We start from the raw sequence: 15218 nt of genomic DNA, 5'->3' as shown, positions 1-15218 counted from the left end.
CTTGCAGGTGTGAAATCATCCAGCCGTAATTTGCGTCAACGGAATTTGGAAGCATTCAAAAAAGGACATTCAAACGAAAGTAAATTAAGTAAACCATATGGAAGTAAAACAAATCAAAGCGTTCGGCACGGAAACGGCTGAGGCGCCACTCAACGAGCTGGGTATTCAGCGCAGAAAGCCAACACCGCATGATGTGGAAATTGAAATATTGTACTGTGGCGTTTGCCATTCCGACCTGCACCAGGCAAGAAATGAATGGGGCGGCACTACATATCCCGTGGTACCGGGGCATGAAATAGTAGGGAAAGTAACTTCCGTAGGCGATCACGTGACTAAGTTCAAGGTAGGCGATCTGGCAGGAGTAGGCTGTATGGTAGACAGTTGCCGTGAATGTGACCATTGTAAAGAAGGTTTGGAGCAATACTGCCTCGTTGGTGCCGTGTACACTTACAACAGCGAAGAAAAGCATTTGCATCAGCAAACATTCGGTGGTTATTCGGAGAGCATTGTGGTGGATGAAAACTACGTGCTCAGCATACCGGAAAACCTCGATCTTGCAGCTGCTGCACCTTTGCTTTGCGCTGGAATTACCACTTATTCACCTTTAAAACACTGGAATGTGGGTCCGGGCAAAAAAGTAGGAGTTGTAGGATTGGGTGGGCTGGGGCATATGGGCATCAAAATCGCCAAAGCCATGGGCGCGCATGTCGTAGTTTTTACAACTTCAACGTCAAAAATAGAAGATGCCAAGAGACTTGGGGCAGACGAGGTGGTATTATCGACGGATCCGGAACAAATGCGCAAGTATGGAAACGGTCTTCATTTCATCCTGGATGCGGTTTCGGCACAGCACGATATCAATGCCTATCTGCAATTGCTCAAATTGGATGGTACCATTGCATTGGTAGGGTTGCCCGAACATGAACTACCTATCGGCGCATTTAATGTGGTCGGAATGCGCAGGAATTTCAGTGGCTCGTCCATTGGTGGTATAGCCGAAACACAGGAAATGCTTGATTTCTGTGCGGAACACAACATTGTTTCAGACATCGAAATGATCGATATCCAGCAAATCAACGAAGCTTACGATCGCCTGTTGAAAGGTGATGTGAAGTACCGGTTTGTAATTGATATGGCATCACTGAAAGAACCTGCCTGATAGCCTGAACTAACGAGAACGAGAGGTGAGCGACGGTTGTCGTTCACCTTTTTTTGTTTAATCAAAACCTCAAAGACAGTGCCTGGATGAAAGAGGATATTTATAACAACCGATTGATTATTAAAATCAATTTATTTCCGAAAAACATTTTACTTTGGGAGCAAAGCAAATAATTCATTTACACCACAAAACACACTATCAAACTTCACTACCTCCATGGAAAATCAGCAAACAGATATCATATTTTACAGCTCCCCGGCCGGGAACATTAAAGTCGAAGTTATCTTCAATGACGAGACTTTCTGGTTGAATCAGAAGCGTTTGGCTGAGTTGTTTGGAGTAGACGTGCGGACGATCAATGAGCATTTGCAAAACATTTTCAATTCAGAGGAACTGATACGAGAAGCAACTATCCGGAAAATCCGGATAGTTCAAAAGGAAGGAAACAGGGATGTAGCGCGCGAGGTTGATTTCTATAATCTGGACGCCATTATCGCGGTGGGTTACCGGGTGAACAGTTTCCAGGCAACGCAATTCCGCATTTGGGCGACGAAGACTTTGCGGGAATTTATCATCAAAGGGTTTGTACTGGATGATGAGCGGCTCAAACAGGGGAAACGATTTGGAAAAGATTATTTCGATGAATTGCTGGAACGCATTCGTGAAATACGAGCCAGCGAGCGCAGATTTTATCTGAAAATCACTGACATATACGAACAATGTAGCATTGACTATGTCAAAGGTTCGGATATTACATTGAAATTTTTCAAAACAGTGCAAAATAAGCTTCACTACGCCATTGCCGGAAAAACGGCAGCAGCAATTATCGCTGAACGGGCGGATTCTGAAAAGCCGAATATGGGATTGCAGACATTTAGGAATGCCCCGCACGGGAAAGTCCTGAAAACCGATATTGGTGTTGCAAAAAACTACCTAATTGAAAAGGAAATAAAAGAACTCGAACGTATCGTTTCGATGTATCTGGATTACGCTGAAAATCAGGCCGCCAGACAAATTCCGATGAAAATGGAGGATTGGGTCTCAAAGCTGGACGGCTTCTTGCAGTTTAACGAATATGAAATTCTGAAAGATGCAGGAAAAGTAAGTCACGAAATAGCCCTGAAACTTGCAGAGCAGGAATTTGAAAAGTTTCGTGTCGGACAAGACAGGAATTTCGAAAGTGATTTTGACCAGGAGTTGAAGAAGTTGAAATTTTAGATAAATTGCTTACGCTCCGACTCATTTCATGCCGCCTAACCGTCATCAATATGGAACATTACTATATTGGGTTTTTCAATTATGTTGAGGAGATCCTGACATTGCCGGAAGGTGACAAGGAATCGATTCGTCGATCATTCAAGCCGGTGTTCGTGCCAAAGGATACCATTATCGAACGTGCCGGGCAGGTACCTGAGTATCATAATTTCATCGTGTCGGGCTACATGCGGAACTTTCATTTAGATAAAGATGACAACGAGATCACAACTGATCTGAATGACGGCCCACGGTTTTTTACTTCCTATACTTATTTCATGAACCGCAGCGTTTCCAATGAAAACCTGCATTGCATTACCGATTGCGAGTTATTGCGGATTAACAGGGACGATGTGGAGGCCGGCGCCAATCATAGCAAAACACAGAAAGACTATACCATTCAGATTCTGCAAAAGCATTTGCAGGAAGATAAAAACAGGATCAACGACATGGCTACGCTGAGCGCCGAAGATCGTTATCTGAAATTTTTGAAAGAGAAGCCAAACATCATCAAGCACGTACCGCTGCGCTACATTGCGTCATATCTGGGGATCACACAGCGGCATCTGAGCAGGCTTCGGGGATAGGTAACTGCTATTTCGCTCACATTAAAATAAAACCGCCTATCCGTATTGGACATTTGTCTAATCAGCTAAGAGAAAGTCGGATTTAAGTTTGACCAAAACTTAAACGGCCTTCGACTATGATGACAAATGTAAACGTCCTGCAATCCGAAAAAGTACCAGTATTGAATGCACCAAAAATCCTCACCTTCGCAGCAACTTCCTGGCTCGCCGTCACTACGATTGGACAATGGATATTTGGGGTTTATATCCTCTCGTTTTACGGAAAAAGTACTCTTGCCGGGGAATTTGAAAAATGGAACCAAGTACTGCCGCACGGCTATGTGGAAGGTGACTGGAAAGGAAACCTGGTCGTAGGAATGCATGTGCTTTTGGCTGCGGTGCTGGTAATTGGCGGGCCTTTGCAACTGATCACGCAGATACGCAGCCGTTTCCCTCGGTTTCATCGCTGGCTGGGGAGAACCTACGTCACTACGGCAATCTTCGTCAGTATTGGCGGACTTATTATGATATGGACGCGCGAAGGCGTGGACGTTGATTCACGCCGTGTCAGCATTAGTACTCACGCCATTTACATCATTGGATTTGCTCTGCTGGCGATCAGATATGCACGTGCGCGGCAGTTTGAAAAGCATAGGAACTGGGCATTACGACTGTTTATGGTCGTTAGCGGCGTTTGGTTTTTCCGGGTGTTGTTGATGTTCTGGTTACTCATTAATGGCGGACCTGTGGGGTTCGATCCTAAAACCTTCACCGGTCCGTTTTTAACAGGTCTTTCGGTATTTACATACGCCATTCCAATCTCGCTGATTATACTGGAAATGTATTTTTACGCCAAAAAAAACCAGGGTAAAATGTTCAGTCTAGTGACGTCAGCTATCATTTTCATAGCCACTATTATCATGGGGATTGGTATTTTTGCGGCGACAATGGGCATGTGGTTGCCGAGAATAGAATAGTCATGGCATTAATATCGCCTCATAAACAGTGAGAGGGGCCAGAAAAGTGTCGCTACAATGGCTTTACTCCAATTTGGTTTCTCAGGATTAACCCTAACAGCTTTCACACAATACCAACACAAGACGATACCTGAAATAGTCCACGCGATAGTCATTTGAATTGCGGTTTAAAATGTTCTGGAATTAGCTTATAGGTAGTAAGTTAGAGTCTTTTCTGAGTTTTAGCAAGTTAAAATATTGCGGATCTTCCTTATATACTGGATTTTGTACATATTTGAACTTCTATCGGTTACAAGAAGACACAGCTAACAGAGCCGCAAACGATGATCTATTTTACACAGCTGATATTTATTAAGGAAGGAAAGGAAAACACATTCCATTCTTTTGAAGACCATGTTTTGCCATTGCTTCAACGACATAATGGGGAGCTGATTTATCGGGTAAGACCGCCGAGGTCTTCGGTAGTTGCCACGACATTAGGGCATCCGTATGAACTTCATTTGGTGAGTTTTATAGACCGCGCAAGTTTTGAAGGCTACCGTGACGACCCTGAACGCTTGCAACATATGCATCTGAAAGACGAGTCCGTAGAGCGGATCATGTTAATCGAAGGCAAAATATAATTCCCACAACGGCGCCAGAGGCGCCCCCTATATGTAGAAAATTAACGGTCACCATTTTTGCGGCTCCGGCGGAGCCTCCTGCGTTTTTGCATGTTAGGTGGCTCCGCCGGAGCCGGGGGAATTTCAATGATATTTTTGCTAGAAACAGGAGGCCGCTCTGCGGCTTGATGCTGGGGCTGCGTGGTATACGGCCTTTTTTAGTTAAATGACTGCCGAAATTCCAGCGGTGAAAAATTAGTTTTGGTCTTGAATAATTTGCTGAACGACTGCGGATGTTCAAAACCAAGCTCGTAGGCTATTTCGCTGACTGACAGATCGGTGACGGATAATTTTTCTTTGGCCTTTTCAATGAGTTTGTCGTGAATGTGTTGCTGCGTAGTTTGACCTGTCAATAGTTTCAGCATCCCACTCAGGTAATTGGGCGAGATATTTAATGCATCGGCAACATATTGAACGGTCGGCAAACCTTTTTTTATCAAATCATCGCTATCGAAATATGCGGAGATGACTTGCTCTAAACGGCCCAAAATTTTGTGATTACCTATTTTTCTGGTCAAAAATTGGCGCTGATAAAACCGCTCTGAATATTTGAGTAGCAGTTCGATCTGAGCAATGATCAGGTCCTGGCTGAACTGGTCCATATTGGACTGGTACTCCTGCTGAATGCTTTGCATAATGCCCGAAATGATGTTTTCCTCCTTCTCGGAAAGGAACAAAGCCTCATTGACGGAATAGTCGAAATATTCGTATTGTTTGATGGTTTGGGCCAGCGGCGTATTCCACAAAAAGTCGGGATGGACCAGTAACATCCATCCCGATTGTTGCAACGTGGTATCGACTTCAACTTCAAGCCTGAGTACCTGGCCGGGCGACATGAAGAACATCACGCCTTCATCAAAATCAAACTCTTGCTGGCCGTATTTGATCTTGACATTAAAACCCCTTTTCATTGAGATGGAATAAAAATCCTTGATTAAACTCCATTCATTAGCAGGTAAATGGTCGACCAGCTCCATGTTAATAACACTGATCAGCGGGTGTTCCGGCTTGGGTAACCCCCTGAACCTGTGAAATTCGGTGATCGTTTTGAAGCGGTGAAATTGCGCGTTTGCCATATTACAATGTAGTCATTTCTATTGAAAAGCCGTCGCAAATTCCTTCGCAAAATCTGCCAGTTTGACCTTGCCCATCACCGCAGGTTTGTTACGGTTGTAATCTTCGGATAGTAGACCGGTGTAAAGGCTAGCATACATTTCGACGAGTCCGGCAGCGATCTTTTTGTTCATTCCAATGGCTTCTAGTTCACCCAATGTTTGTTCGTTAGTGGTCAGTATCCATTTCAAATCGGGTTTCCCCAAAGCAGCTCCGAGGATACTCGCGGTTTCGTTGCCGGTCAGGTCTTCACTGGCTACGTACCGGATTTTCCTACCCGAAAAGGGTGTCAGAATTTCCTCGGCGATCGCAGCAGCAATGTCAAAGGGCGAAACCCAGGGTATCTCACGGTCCGCACCGTAATTTGCAGCAATGACCCCTTCTTTTTTGATCATATCCACGTAACCATATAAGTTGTAAAAGAAGGAAGTTGGCCGCATATGCGTGATCGCAACCGTCGACGGCAGTTCATTCAAAATCCGTTCTACGTTGTGAGCGCCCAAAAGTATCCCGGAACCCTCTTCCAGATGTGCGCCAATGGTACTTAGGTTCACGACGCGATTTACGCCTGCTTTTTCAATGGCCTTAGCATAATTTTGCCCTAATCTTTTGTAGTAAGCCAACAAATCGAGCGTCGGGTCAAAGTAGTTATTTGGCGGTACCATTGTGTATACGGCATCGGCGCCTGTAAAAGTCGCGGTGAGAAAATCAGTGTCTTCCAATGAGCCGATGGCGGCGATAGCGCCCAATGCTTCAATGTCTTTTTGTTTTTCTGAATTGCTGCTGATGACGGTTACGGAATGTCCTTTTCCTACCAATTCTTGTGTTAATGGCTTGCTAATGTGTCCCAGCGAGCCTGTCAATGTGATTTTCATTTGTCTGTCTTTTTTGTTTCTGCAAATTTCATCAGTATCCAAAAAGCAGACGTAGCCAAATCTATGGTTGTTGTAGCCGAATGAAGGGTTGTCTTGATCGCCCCGTCAAAATGTCCGTAATACACCACCTTGTATAAAAATAGGAGAGGTAATTTTATATCGTTCAAAATGAGCAGGAAATTCATAACCAAAATCAGCAAGCAAATGGCATCAACAGATTTTACTACAAGCATTCTTGTAGACCAAACACCGGAGGAAGCGTTCAAGGCGGTTACCAACGTTCGCGGATGGTGGTCGGAAGAAATTGAAGGCAGTACTGAAAATTTGAATGACGAATTCAAATATCACTACGAAGACGTGCATCGCTGCCATATCAAATTGATCGAAGTTGTTCCAAATAGCAAAGTGGTTTGGCTGATTTTGGACAATTACTTTAAGTTTACCCAAGACGAAACTGAGTGGACGGATACAAATGTTATTTTTGATATCACTGAGAAAGACGGGGAAACGGAGGTCAAAATGACGCACGTAGGGCTTGTTCCCGAATATGAATGCTATGATGTCTGCCGCGAAGGGTGGAGCAACTACATTCAAAACAGTTTACGCAGTTTGATCACTACCGGCAAAGGCAAGCCCAATGCGACAGGCAAGCCACAAACTGAAACTGAAAAGAAACTGACATTGGCGACGGATAGTTGAGGAGCCAAAAGACCCTTTTCAGGCTTGCAGAGCGATAATTGCGAAATTTGGACTGATATTTGCATGTAAATGCAGTATCAGTTTAAAATGAATGGAAGCGATCATGTCTGAACAACACCTTACCGGCTTACAAAAACGGGCTTCGAAATACATAGATAAAGCTATTTCCTACCAGGTCAGGCCAGACGAAAAAGTCGAAGGTACTTTCATTGGTTTCGACAAAATAAACATTGATCGTGCCGTTATACAAATGTCCAATGCCGCCGACCGGACCACATTACCTCTGATGACCGTTCTTAATTATTTTGAGGGTGTTGAGGACGAAGAGAGTGAAGATTAGATCATTGTACGATGGTCTTTAAAACAAAGAAATAAGGACTTTAAGACAAAACCGCCCAGCACCGCACCGCCTACTTTTGTTTCATCATTTAGACAAAAAAATCATGGAACAAAAAACAATCTCAGGCAATTACAGTGCGCTGTAAAAACCGATTGGTTCGGGTTTTACAGCCAATTCTACTACCAATGATGTCATCAAAGGAATTGACCTTAGCGGAAAAATGATCATCGTAACCGGCGGATATGCCGGAATCGGGTTAGAAACGGTGAAGACCTTCGTGAATGCAGGAGCCAAAGTGGTGGTACCTGCACGAGACATTGCCAAAGCTGCAAAAAACCTGGAAGGTATTCAAAACGTCACTATCGAAGCAATGGATTTAATGGATCCCGCTTCCATTGATGCATTTGCTGCAAAATTCCTTCTTACCGAAAGTCCGCTGCACATGCTGGTCAACAATGCTGGGATCATGTGGGTGCCATTGCAGCGGGATACTCGCGGTTACGAATCGCAGCTGGCGACCAACCATCTCGGGCATTTTCAACTGACGGCGAGACTTTGGCCGGCATTGAAAAAAGCGGGCAGTGCCAGGGTGATCAGCGTGTCGTCCTATGGCCACCAAATGGCTCCATTTGATTTTGAAGATCCCAACTTCAAACACCGCGATTATGATACGCTGGCAGGGTATGGACAGTCCAAAACGGCTAATAATCTTTTCGCAGTGGAACTCGACCGGCACGGTAAAAAATTTGGTGTTCGTGCCTTTTCCGTCCATCCAGGCTCTGTTAATGGAACTGATCTGGGGCGTGTTGCCCCGATGGACCTTTTTAAGCAAATGGGCACGCACGATGCAGACGGGAATCTGTTTCCCGAGGTAGCCCAAAAATTAAAGACAATTCCTCAGGGTGCTGCCACAACGGTGTGGTGTGCAACAAGCCCTCAGCTTGCTAATACGGGAGGCTTGTATTGTGAGAATACCGAGGTAGCGGAGGTAGATCTCGGGAACATTGCGCATCATTACGACGAACCGCTTACACTACGCGGTGTGCAGCCTTACTCGATTGATACAGAGGACGCAAAGCGACTTTGGACATTGAGTGAAGATTTGACCGGTGTGCAGTTTGGTGTAAATTAGGATTAAAAGTGATCTAAAATCGTGGGATATCAATCGCAGTACATTCATCCGGATTTGAAGCTGTCACGCTTCGAAGATACGTTTTACAAGGCTGACGTGCTTTTTGAGCAGCATTTACTGGTATGGCTGATTTCAGGGGAAACGAAGATCGTGCATGGTGACCAGACCTTTTGGTTTGGTGCCGGGGATATCCTGCTGTTCTCAAGGAACCAACTGGTTACCGTCATTAATTACCCGAAAGACGGCTTGCAGCACCAGTCGGCTGTAATGCATCTCGGCAAGAAGCGGTTGACTGATTTTTATAGTAGAAATAAGGTCGAGGTCAGGCAAGTGCAGCCACCCAGGTTCCGCACATTTGAAAAGCATCCACTTCTGAAAAGCATTCTGCATTCGCTGATTCCCTATTTTGAACTGAAAGAGCCGTTGCCCGAAAGCATTGCCTCGATAAAAATAGAAGAGGCCATTACCATTCTGCGTACGATCGACCCCAATATTGATCATTTGCTCGCGAATTTTGACGAGCCGGGCAAGATCAGTCTTACGGATTTCATGGAACAAAATTATATGTTCAACATGTCGATGGATAAATTCGGCTACATGACGGGCCGCAGTCTGACGACGTTTAAACGTGATTTTAAAAAGACTTTTCAAACCACACCTCAAAAGTGGCTTACAGAAAAGCGACTGGAACTTGCCCACTACCATATCCGGGAAAGGAAGCGAAAACCATCCGATGTATATCTGGAAGTTGGTTTTGAAAACCTGTCCCATTTTGGGTACGCGTTTAAACGCCGGTTTGGTTATGCTCCAACGGAAATAGTTGGGCGTTAGTTTCAAAGCTCGTGCATTCAACTTGCACCAAACTTGATGCAAGTTTGAACTGGCGCGAATTCATTCCAAATGCATTTTTGCTCAAAATTTAACAGCAAAAATGCCATGAAAAGACTCGTTCAAATTCTGTTCATTCTGATCGCCATTCAAAGTTTTGGCCAAAAGAAAAAAGAAGTAGCCGCCACTAAAAAAGTAGATTACTCAGTTTCCATAACACCTGAAAAATGGGAGTTTCAGGAAGGTAAGGTCACATTTGCCGACTACAAGGGAATGAAAGCGATGAAACTTGCTCCTAATTCCGGGCAGGTGGTGCTGAAAGATGTGATCTTCAAAGATGGCACCATTGAGTACGACATTGAACCTGTCGCCCCTGAGTTTGCAGAATCTGTTTATTTTCACAGGAAAGACCTGAAGGAGCAGGAGATTGTGTATTTGCGGTTAGGATCGGTGGGTAACAAACTCGGGAATGGCGGTATCCAGTATACGCCCTATTTTGATGGCGTCAATATGTGGGATATGTACTCGGAATACCAGGCTCCTGCGATGGCTAGGGCGGGCGAATGGAACCACTTTAAGCTCATCGTTTCTGGAAAACGGCTGCAAGTATTTCTGAACAATGCACAGAAACCTGTTCTGGATATTCCTGAATTGGAAGGGTCAATGTCAGAAGGCAGCATTGCTTTTGAAGGATCATCTTACATTGCGAATGTACAAGTAAAGCCCAATCAGGTTGAAAATCTCAGCCCGCTCGCATTGCCGGACCTGACTGATCACGATGGCTACTATCTCAGGAAATGGGCATTAACCGCGCCGCAAAATCTTCCAGACGGAAATGAATTGTCAACCAAAACTATGCCTCAACCTGAGCTGTTTACAGACAGTATTGCAGCCGAACGGCGTGGGCTGGTCAATCTAACACGCAAGTATGGTTTCAGCAAGGACAGGAGGGTTGTTTGGTTAAAAACGAAGATAGTAGCAAAGGAAGCTGTCAAAACCGATTTACAATTGGGTTTCAGCGACGAGGTATGGGTATTTTTGAACAATCAAATGATCCTGGTCGACAAAAATCTGTTTTCACAAAATATGAAAAAGTATCCGGATGGAAGGATTTCGGTACTGAATACAAGCGCACAAATGAATCTGCGAAAAGGGGAAAACGATTTGTTAATAGGCGTGTCCAATGACTTTTACGGCTGGGGAATTATGGCGCGGCTTGAATCCGGGGAAGGTATTGCCGAAACCGACAATATTTCAAGCATCGCCCGGCTTGCAAAAGAGATTTCGACATTGGAATTAGAGCCGTACGCCGGGACATACAGCAGCACCGAAATGACATTCAAACTTACTTTTGCGAAAAAAGGAAAAGTGCTGTCCGCTCAGGTGTCCGGCCAGGAACCAGTGGAAATGCAAACGCTGGGCAACCACAGCTTCGCCTACCGGGCAGGCAATGTGATTTTTGAATTCATTCCTGACAGCAAAAAGGTGATCCTGCGGCAGGGAGGAGATAGTAAGGTTTTTGTAAGGGAATAGTTTGTAGCGCGGGCAAATGTTTACAAAATCTTATGTAAAATCATCTTGATGACCAGTGTTGAATCAGGATGTACGTTTTCCGGGTAATCTTTCCTTTTTACCAAATAGGGTGGGGCGATAATCTTTTTGATTTCGCCCGCCCTCATTCCTACAAGAGCCTCGTCAACGGCCTGAGTGGCTTGATTACCGCCAATTAGCACCTTCACCGGCGAAGTAGAGTTTTCATTTGAATAAAGCACGGTTCCGTTCCGATAGCTGGTAGTCTCGAAAAGCAAAATTTCCTTCCCGGTCTCTGCTTTGGGGCCACTTCCTTTTTTGAGGATCGTATATTGTAGTCCGGAGGGAGTGGTTCTCATTTTGCCTGTCTGACAGCTCACGAGTACATGGCAAATTGATAGGTATGCCAGACATGCTGAAAATCCGAGACTGGGAATAAATCTGTAATGCGAAATGAGATAGCGTAACATGTGAGTCGTTTGCTTTGAAGTTTGACAATGCTTCAAACATAAGAGGCAGATGTTGTTCCGGGTTAGAGCTGTTTGTAAAAGATTGTAAATGGTTTGTAAAATTTTGGTGGACGATGATGTTTTTTGCAGTTCGTTTCAGGATGGCAGCAATTATCCTTAGGTGATTTGTAATTTTCTTGCGGTTCTTTACTCGAAATAGAAGGTCTTATATTTGAAAAATGCAATCATGTCCAAATCAAAAAAACACACTATGGAAATTTCGGTGATAACTCAGCTGAGTAAAACCTTCGAAGAAGCAGCCTACGAACAAGACGGCATCGAATATTGGCTGGCCCGTGAGCTACAAGTTTTGCTAGGTTATAATGAATGGCGGAATTTTACCAATGCAGTTGAAAAAGCGAAGGAAAGTTGCAAAAGTACGTCTGAGAGCGTCTCAGACCATTTTGTTGACGTCAACAAAATGGTCTCGATTGGCTCCGGCGCCGCAAGAGAACAGCACGATATCATGCTGACAAGGTATGCCTGTTACCTTATCGCTCAGAACGGTGATCCAAAGAAAGAGCAAATTGCATTTGCGCAAAGCTACTTCGCGATACAAACGCGTAAACAGGAGTTACTCGAAGAGCGGATACGGCTCATGGAGCGTTTGCAAGCCAGGGAGAAATTGGCAGTCACTGAATCACAATTATCGAAGAACATTTTTGAAAGAGGCGTTGACAGTAAAGGCTTTGCGAATATCAGGAGCAAAGGAGATAGTGCGTTGTTTGGAGGTCACAACACCAGCGAAATGAAACGGAAACTTGGAATCGCTGAAAATCGCCCGCTTGCTGATTTTCTGCCGACTATCACCATTTCGGCGAAACAACTGGCAGCCGAAATCACCAATTTTAATGTCAATAAAAATGATCTTCACGGCGAAACTAAAATCGCTGACGAACACGTGCAGAACAATGGTGACGTAAGAATGCTCCTTGAAAAAAGTGGCATTAAGCCAGAAGATTTGCCCGCTGAAGAAGACATTAAAAAATTGGAACGTCGGGTGAAATCCAGTGACAAGGCTTCTGTAAAAAAGAAACTCGGTGCTGGCGGAAAAATCTAGTAAAAATTCGTAAAACGCCGCTCCAAGCGTCTCAGACCATTTTGTTGACGTCAACAAAATGGTCGTTATGGAGGTAGCAATAAACTTTCAGGAAGCATTATTTCAACGCTTCCTGAAATGTATCGAGCTGGACGCGAATTTTAGTATCCGGTATTTCGACGAGTTCCACCAGAAACGTGAGCTTACCATTGCTACCTTCCGTGGTGACGGTACCATGCAAAGACCCTAACGGACCTTCAAATAACACCTTGCTGACGGTTTTCCCTTCTTTATACGCAACTTTCCAATCGCACTTTGAGGACTCAATGTTACCGACCATCTCCACTGACTTCGCCGGTGTAATGACGATTTTAGATTTGCTGATCTTTATGACCGTCTCTTCATCGACGCTCCGCTGAAAATTGCCAAGACTGTCGAGATACTCGGTTTTTGAGCTTGTCAGCATAAGATCTTTGTCACACTGAGCAAAACTAACTGCGCTGATAATCAGCAAAACTCCAAGTAAAATAAGTTTTTTCATGGTACTCAAACGATTTGGGTTTACAACTTTTAAATATAGTTTTAAAATCCCAGGTTGCGGTAGGTAGGTGCGATAGTTCGAGCATTCAAAATCCATTGCCTCGATCCTCTTCATTTTGGAAATGACAAAAATATCTTTATTTTTGTAACTAAATATTAGTTACAAAACATCTACACACACTTATGAGCCAAATCGAGAAACTGCTAATGCGGTTCCTTAGCAAGCCCAAAGATCTCACATGGAAAGAACTAGTCTCGATACTCGAATTTTTTGGTTACAAAGAGTTGCCTTCCGGTAAAACTGGTGGATCGAGACGAAAGTTTGCAGACTCAGCTAGGCGGATTATCAGCTTGCACAAACCGCATCCAACCCAAATCGTTAAGATGTATGTGATAGAACAAGTTATTGCAAATCTCAAAGAAAATGGAAAAATCAAAAATGATTAACTCGCTGTATTACGACGGATACACTGCAAGCATACATTATAGTCCTGCCGACGAGGTTTTCTTCGGTAAGGTAATCGGTGTCAACGATTTGGTGACTTTTGAGGGAACTTCTGTCGAAGAACTAAAACAGGGAATGAAGGAAGCCGTCGGCGATTATATTGAGACATGTCGGGCATTGGGTAAGTCGCCAGACAAGCTTTATAAAGGCGTTTTCAATGTACGCGTTTCGTCAGATCTTCACAAAAAGATCTCCCTTCTCGCGTCACAGTATGATGTAACGCTCAATGATTTCGTGAAGTCGGTTTTGCAATATGCGTCATCGCATCAGGAATTGGGGGCGGAGGTGTTTGGGGAGAGATAGTGGTGCGATTTTCTATTCTTGGACCGCAAAAGTGGCCGATTGGCTTTCGTTAGCCTTTCGCGCTACTTACCAGGCCTCGGATATTTTTTCAAAGTTTCGGTCATGCGCACTGTTTTTAGCACGAAGCTGCTTTCTTTATAATCAACTGCAAGTGGCTTAGCATCAGTAATTTTTGTCGGCACCTGTTTTACTGGTTTTCCGAAATTGATAGATCAGGTCGTTAGTTTCAGTCAATTGTTTAGCCTCAATGTCTTTATAGAATATTTTTGCCTGCCTCATGGTCGTAAGTTTTGGCTTTCAGCATTCAATTCCCTGCTGTTTACTGGCGCAAGTTCATGTCCGAACATCTTTAATACCTGGTTCACCCTTTCCAGATTCAGATTACCTTTATCCTGCTCGATCTTTCGGACCACCGTAAGTGCAACTCCGGCCCGGGACGCCAGATCTTCCTGGGTCAACTGCGCCTGTTTCCTTTTTTGTTTTACGAATTCCGCGAGCTTTTCCATCTGTTATATGTTTTCGCATATAGTTTTACCAAAATTACTCAATTTATATGCAAATGCATACAATTTATTGATTTTAATAAACAATTGTATGCATTTGCATATAAATTCAATCAATTCCACACTGTCCTGCTAACAAAAAAGCGGCTGACACTTTTGCCAACCGCTTTTTCTCCTGTGTCAAACTTTCATCTTCTCAACCTTCTGAAAGAAGAACACCAGCTCTCTGAAAGTCATAAAAATTTCACTGCCTCGCGGGTTGTAGCCCGCACCTTTTTCAAAAACCGTATAACCCGTATAAATCGACCAAAGGTCGTCGATCCAGTTTTTAGGGTCGGTTTGGCTGAGTAAATCATGAACCAGCTGGCCGTAAATGGCTAGCTGTCGCGAATCCGGAGATTCGCCATCGGTAGGTGTGTACATTTTGTAACAAATTAAAAGGATGGAAAATAGGCCCTGTCTAAGGTGTCCTTGAGCATGTTACGTGCTCCCGGGGGACTTTCGCCGCACCCGCACCATAACAGGGCATTTCGTCTAAAATCATCATAATCGTAACATTTAAAAGGAATGCGAATATTCGGAGGATTTTATTGGAAAGCAAATTTGGATGGGGGGATTTCGGGTAGTGACTACAAACATAAGACAGAAATTTTACCTGATTGGGGTGTATTATTTTGAAATTCG

19 protein-coding genes are annotated in these 15218 nt (G+C 44.1%); 13 read left to right on the top strand and 6 right to left on the bottom strand.

The annotated features are described in order from the left end of the window. Positions 1 to 97 precede the first annotated feature (97 nt). The 5 genes from ON006_RS15620 (at position 98) to ON006_RS15600 (ending at position 4579) form a co-directional block, all read left to right on the top strand. On the top strand, positions 98 to 1159 hold the full coding sequence (locus ON006_RS15620) for an NAD(P)-dependent alcohol dehydrogenase (protein ID WP_244822992.1): 1062 nt from the start codon (positions 98 to 100) through the stop codon (positions 1157 to 1159). Positions 1160 to 1375: 216 nt separating this feature from the next. Then, positions 1376 to 2377 (top strand): virulence RhuM family protein, encoded by a 1002-nt coding sequence (locus ON006_RS15615; RefSeq protein WP_244822993.1) that lies wholly within the window; start codon positions 1376 to 1378, stop codon positions 2375 to 2377. Between the two features lie 50 nt (positions 2378 to 2427). Next, positions 2428 to 3000 (top strand): Crp/Fnr family transcriptional regulator, encoded by a 573-nt coding sequence (locus tag ON006_RS15610; protein ID WP_244822994.1) that lies wholly within the window; start codon positions 2428 to 2430, stop codon positions 2998 to 3000. Positions 3001 to 3116: 116 nt separating this feature from the next. After that, complete coding sequence (locus tag ON006_RS15605; protein WP_244822995.1) at positions 3117 to 3956, top strand: DUF2306 domain-containing protein; 840 nt, start codon at positions 3117 to 3119, stop codon at positions 3954 to 3956. Positions 3957 to 4279: 323 nt separating this feature from the next. Continuing rightward, a complete protein-coding gene (locus ON006_RS15600; RefSeq protein WP_244822996.1) occupies positions 4280 to 4579 on the top strand; it encodes a DUF1330 domain-containing protein in 300 nt (99 codons plus the stop codon). Positions 4580 to 4776: 197 nt separating this feature from the next. Here ON006_RS15600 and ON006_RS15595 read toward each other — a convergent pair whose 3' ends face one another. Both ON006_RS15595 and ON006_RS15590 read right to left on the bottom strand, forming a co-directional pair. Beyond that, the gene (locus ON006_RS15595; RefSeq protein WP_244822997.1) at positions 4777 to 5694 is read right to left on the bottom strand and encodes a helix-turn-helix domain-containing protein; all 918 of its coding nucleotides are present in this window, start codon (positions 5692 to 5694) and stop codon (positions 4777 to 4779) included. Between the two features lie 18 nt (positions 5695 to 5712). Next, entirely contained in the window at positions 5713 to 6606 is an 894-nt protein-coding gene (locus ON006_RS15590; protein ID WP_244822999.1) for an NmrA family NAD(P)-binding protein, read from the bottom strand. 204 nt (positions 6607 to 6810) lie between these two features. On the opposite strand from ON006_RS15590, the gene ON006_RS15585 reads away from it, so the two are divergent. The 5 genes from ON006_RS15585 to ON006_RS15565 all read left to right on the top strand — a co-directional run bounded on the left by ON006_RS15585 (position 6811) and on the right by ON006_RS15565 (position 11138). Further along, positions 6811 to 7305 (top strand): SRPBCC family protein, encoded by a 495-nt coding sequence (locus ON006_RS15585; RefSeq protein WP_244823000.1) that lies wholly within the window; start codon positions 6811 to 6813, stop codon positions 7303 to 7305. Between the two features lie 103 nt (positions 7306 to 7408). After that, entirely contained in the window at positions 7409 to 7645 is a 237-nt protein-coding gene (locus ON006_RS15580; protein WP_267609996.1) for a hypothetical protein, read from the top strand. Between the two features lie 220 nt (positions 7646 to 7865). Further along, the gene (locus tag ON006_RS15575; RefSeq protein ID WP_244823003.1) at positions 7866 to 8777 is read left to right on the top strand and encodes an SDR family NAD(P)-dependent oxidoreductase; all 912 of its coding nucleotides are present in this window, start codon (positions 7866 to 7868) and stop codon (positions 8775 to 8777) included. 21 nt (positions 8778 to 8798) lie between these two features. Continuing rightward, entirely contained in the window at positions 8799 to 9608 is an 810-nt protein-coding gene (locus tag ON006_RS15570) for a helix-turn-helix domain-containing protein (protein ID WP_244823004.1), read from the top strand. Between the two features lie 105 nt (positions 9609 to 9713). Beyond that, positions 9714 to 11138 carry a LamG domain-containing protein gene (locus ON006_RS15565; protein ID WP_244823005.1) on the top strand — a complete coding sequence of 475 codons (1425 nt, stop codon included), beginning with the start codon at positions 9714 to 9716 and terminating at the stop codon, positions 11136 to 11138. A gap of 20 nt (positions 11139 to 11158) precedes the next feature. Here ON006_RS15565 and ON006_RS15560 read toward each other — a convergent pair whose 3' ends face one another. Continuing rightward, positions 11159 to 11494, bottom strand: a complete 336-nt coding sequence (locus ON006_RS15560; protein ID WP_244823006.1) for an FKBP-type peptidyl-prolyl cis-trans isomerase — start codon at positions 11492 to 11494, stop codon at positions 11159 to 11161. A 361-nt stretch (positions 11495 to 11855) separates the two neighbouring features. On the opposite strand from ON006_RS15560, the gene dinD reads away from it, so the two are divergent. Continuing rightward, positions 11856 to 12704, top strand: a complete 849-nt coding sequence (dinD, locus tag ON006_RS15555; protein WP_244823007.1) for a DNA damage-inducible protein D — start codon at positions 11856 to 11858, stop codon at positions 12702 to 12704. A gap of 97 nt (positions 12705 to 12801) precedes the next feature. Here dinD and ON006_RS15550 read toward each other — a convergent pair whose 3' ends face one another. Continuing rightward, entirely contained in the window at positions 12802 to 13224 is a 423-nt protein-coding gene (locus ON006_RS15550; protein WP_244823008.1) for a hypothetical protein, read from the bottom strand. 182 nt (positions 13225 to 13406) lie between these two features. On the opposite strand from ON006_RS15550, the gene ON006_RS15545 reads away from it, so the two are divergent. Both ON006_RS15545 and ON006_RS15540 read left to right on the top strand, forming a co-directional pair. Further along, positions 13407 to 13670, top strand: a complete 264-nt coding sequence (locus tag ON006_RS15545) for a type II toxin-antitoxin system HicA family toxin (protein WP_244823009.1) — start codon at positions 13407 to 13409, stop codon at positions 13668 to 13670. Then, the gene (locus tag ON006_RS15540) at positions 13648 to 14031 is read left to right on the top strand and encodes a type II toxin-antitoxin system HicB family antitoxin (RefSeq protein WP_244823010.1); all 384 of its coding nucleotides are present in this window, start codon (positions 13648 to 13650) and stop codon (positions 14029 to 14031) included. The genes ON006_RS15545 and ON006_RS15540 overlap by 23 nt, the downstream gene beginning before the upstream one ends. A 275-nt stretch (positions 14032 to 14306) precedes the next feature. Here the strand turns inward: ON006_RS15540 and ON006_RS15535 are convergent, their stop codons facing one another. Continuing rightward, positions 14307 to 14537 (bottom strand): helix-turn-helix domain-containing protein, encoded by a 231-nt coding sequence (locus tag ON006_RS15535; RefSeq protein WP_244823011.1) that lies wholly within the window; start codon positions 14535 to 14537, stop codon positions 14307 to 14309. Positions 14538 to 14714: 177 nt separating this feature from the next. Continuing rightward, positions 14715 to 14957, bottom strand: a complete 243-nt coding sequence (locus ON006_RS15530; RefSeq protein ID WP_244823012.1) for a hypothetical protein — start codon at positions 14955 to 14957, stop codon at positions 14715 to 14717. Positions 14958 to 15218: the final 261 nt, after the last annotated feature.

Origin of the sequence: Dyadobacter pollutisoli (assembly GCF_026625565.1) — a bacterium.
Taxonomy (GTDB): Bacteria; Bacteroidota; Bacteroidia; order Cytophagales; family Spirosomataceae; genus Dyadobacter; species Dyadobacter pollutisoli.
Note: the sequence above shows the minus strand (reverse complement) of the source record. Positions and strands in the feature narration are given on the sequence as shown.

Coding starts and splice junctions, on each gene's coding strand:
- ON006_RS15620 (WP_244822992.1), top strand. CDS start 98: ATGGAAGTAAAACAAATCAAAGCGTTCGGCACGGAAACGGCTGAGGCG.
- ON006_RS15615 (WP_244822993.1), top strand. CDS start 1,376: ATGGAAAATCAGCAAACAGATATCATATTTTACAGCTCCCCGGCCGGG.
- ON006_RS15610 (WP_244822994.1), top strand. CDS start 2,428: ATGGAACATTACTATATTGGGTTTTTCAATTATGTTGAGGAGATCCTG.
- ON006_RS15605 (WP_244822995.1), top strand. CDS start 3,117: ATGATGACAAATGTAAACGTCCTGCAATCCGAAAAAGTACCAGTATTG.
- ON006_RS15600 (WP_244822996.1), top strand. CDS start 4,280: ATGATCTATTTTACACAGCTGATATTTATTAAGGAAGGAAAGGAAAAC.
- ON006_RS15595 (WP_244822997.1), bottom strand. CDS start 5,694: ATGGCAAACGCGCAATTTCACCGCTTCAAAACGATCACCGAATTTCAC.
- ON006_RS15590 (WP_244822999.1), bottom strand. CDS start 6,606: ATGAAAATCACATTGACAGGCTCGCTGGGACACATTAGCAAGCCATTA.
- ON006_RS15585 (WP_244823000.1), top strand. CDS start 6,811: ATGGCATCAACAGATTTTACTACAAGCATTCTTGTAGACCAAACACCG.
- ON006_RS15580 (WP_267609996.1), top strand. CDS start 7,409: ATGTCTGAACAACACCTTACCGGCTTACAAAAACGGGCTTCGAAATAC.
- ON006_RS15575 (WP_244823003.1), top strand. CDS start 7,866: ATGATCATCGTAACCGGCGGATATGCCGGAATCGGGTTAGAAACGGTG.
- ON006_RS15565 (WP_244823005.1), top strand. CDS start 9,714: ATGAAAAGACTCGTTCAAATTCTGTTCATTCTGATCGCCATTCAAAGT.
- ON006_RS15560 (WP_244823006.1), bottom strand. CDS start 11,494: ATGAGAACCACTCCCTCCGGACTACAATATACGATCCTCAAAAAAGGA.
- dinD (WP_244823007.1), top strand. CDS start 11,856: ATGGAAATTTCGGTGATAACTCAGCTGAGTAAAACCTTCGAAGAAGCA.
- ON006_RS15550 (WP_244823008.1), bottom strand. CDS start 13,224: ATGAAAAAACTTATTTTACTTGGAGTTTTGCTGATTATCAGCGCAGTT.
- ON006_RS15545 (WP_244823009.1), top strand. CDS start 13,407: ATGAGCCAAATCGAGAAACTGCTAATGCGGTTCCTTAGCAAGCCCAAA.
- ON006_RS15540 (WP_244823010.1), top strand. CDS start 13,648: ATGGAAAAATCAAAAATGATTAACTCGCTGTATTACGACGGATACACT.
- ON006_RS15535 (WP_244823011.1), bottom strand. CDS start 14,537: ATGGAAAAGCTCGCGGAATTCGTAAAACAAAAAAGGAAACAGGCGCAG.
- ON006_RS15530 (WP_244823012.1), bottom strand. CDS start 14,957: ATGTACACACCTACCGATGGCGAATCTCCGGATTCGCGACAGCTAGCC.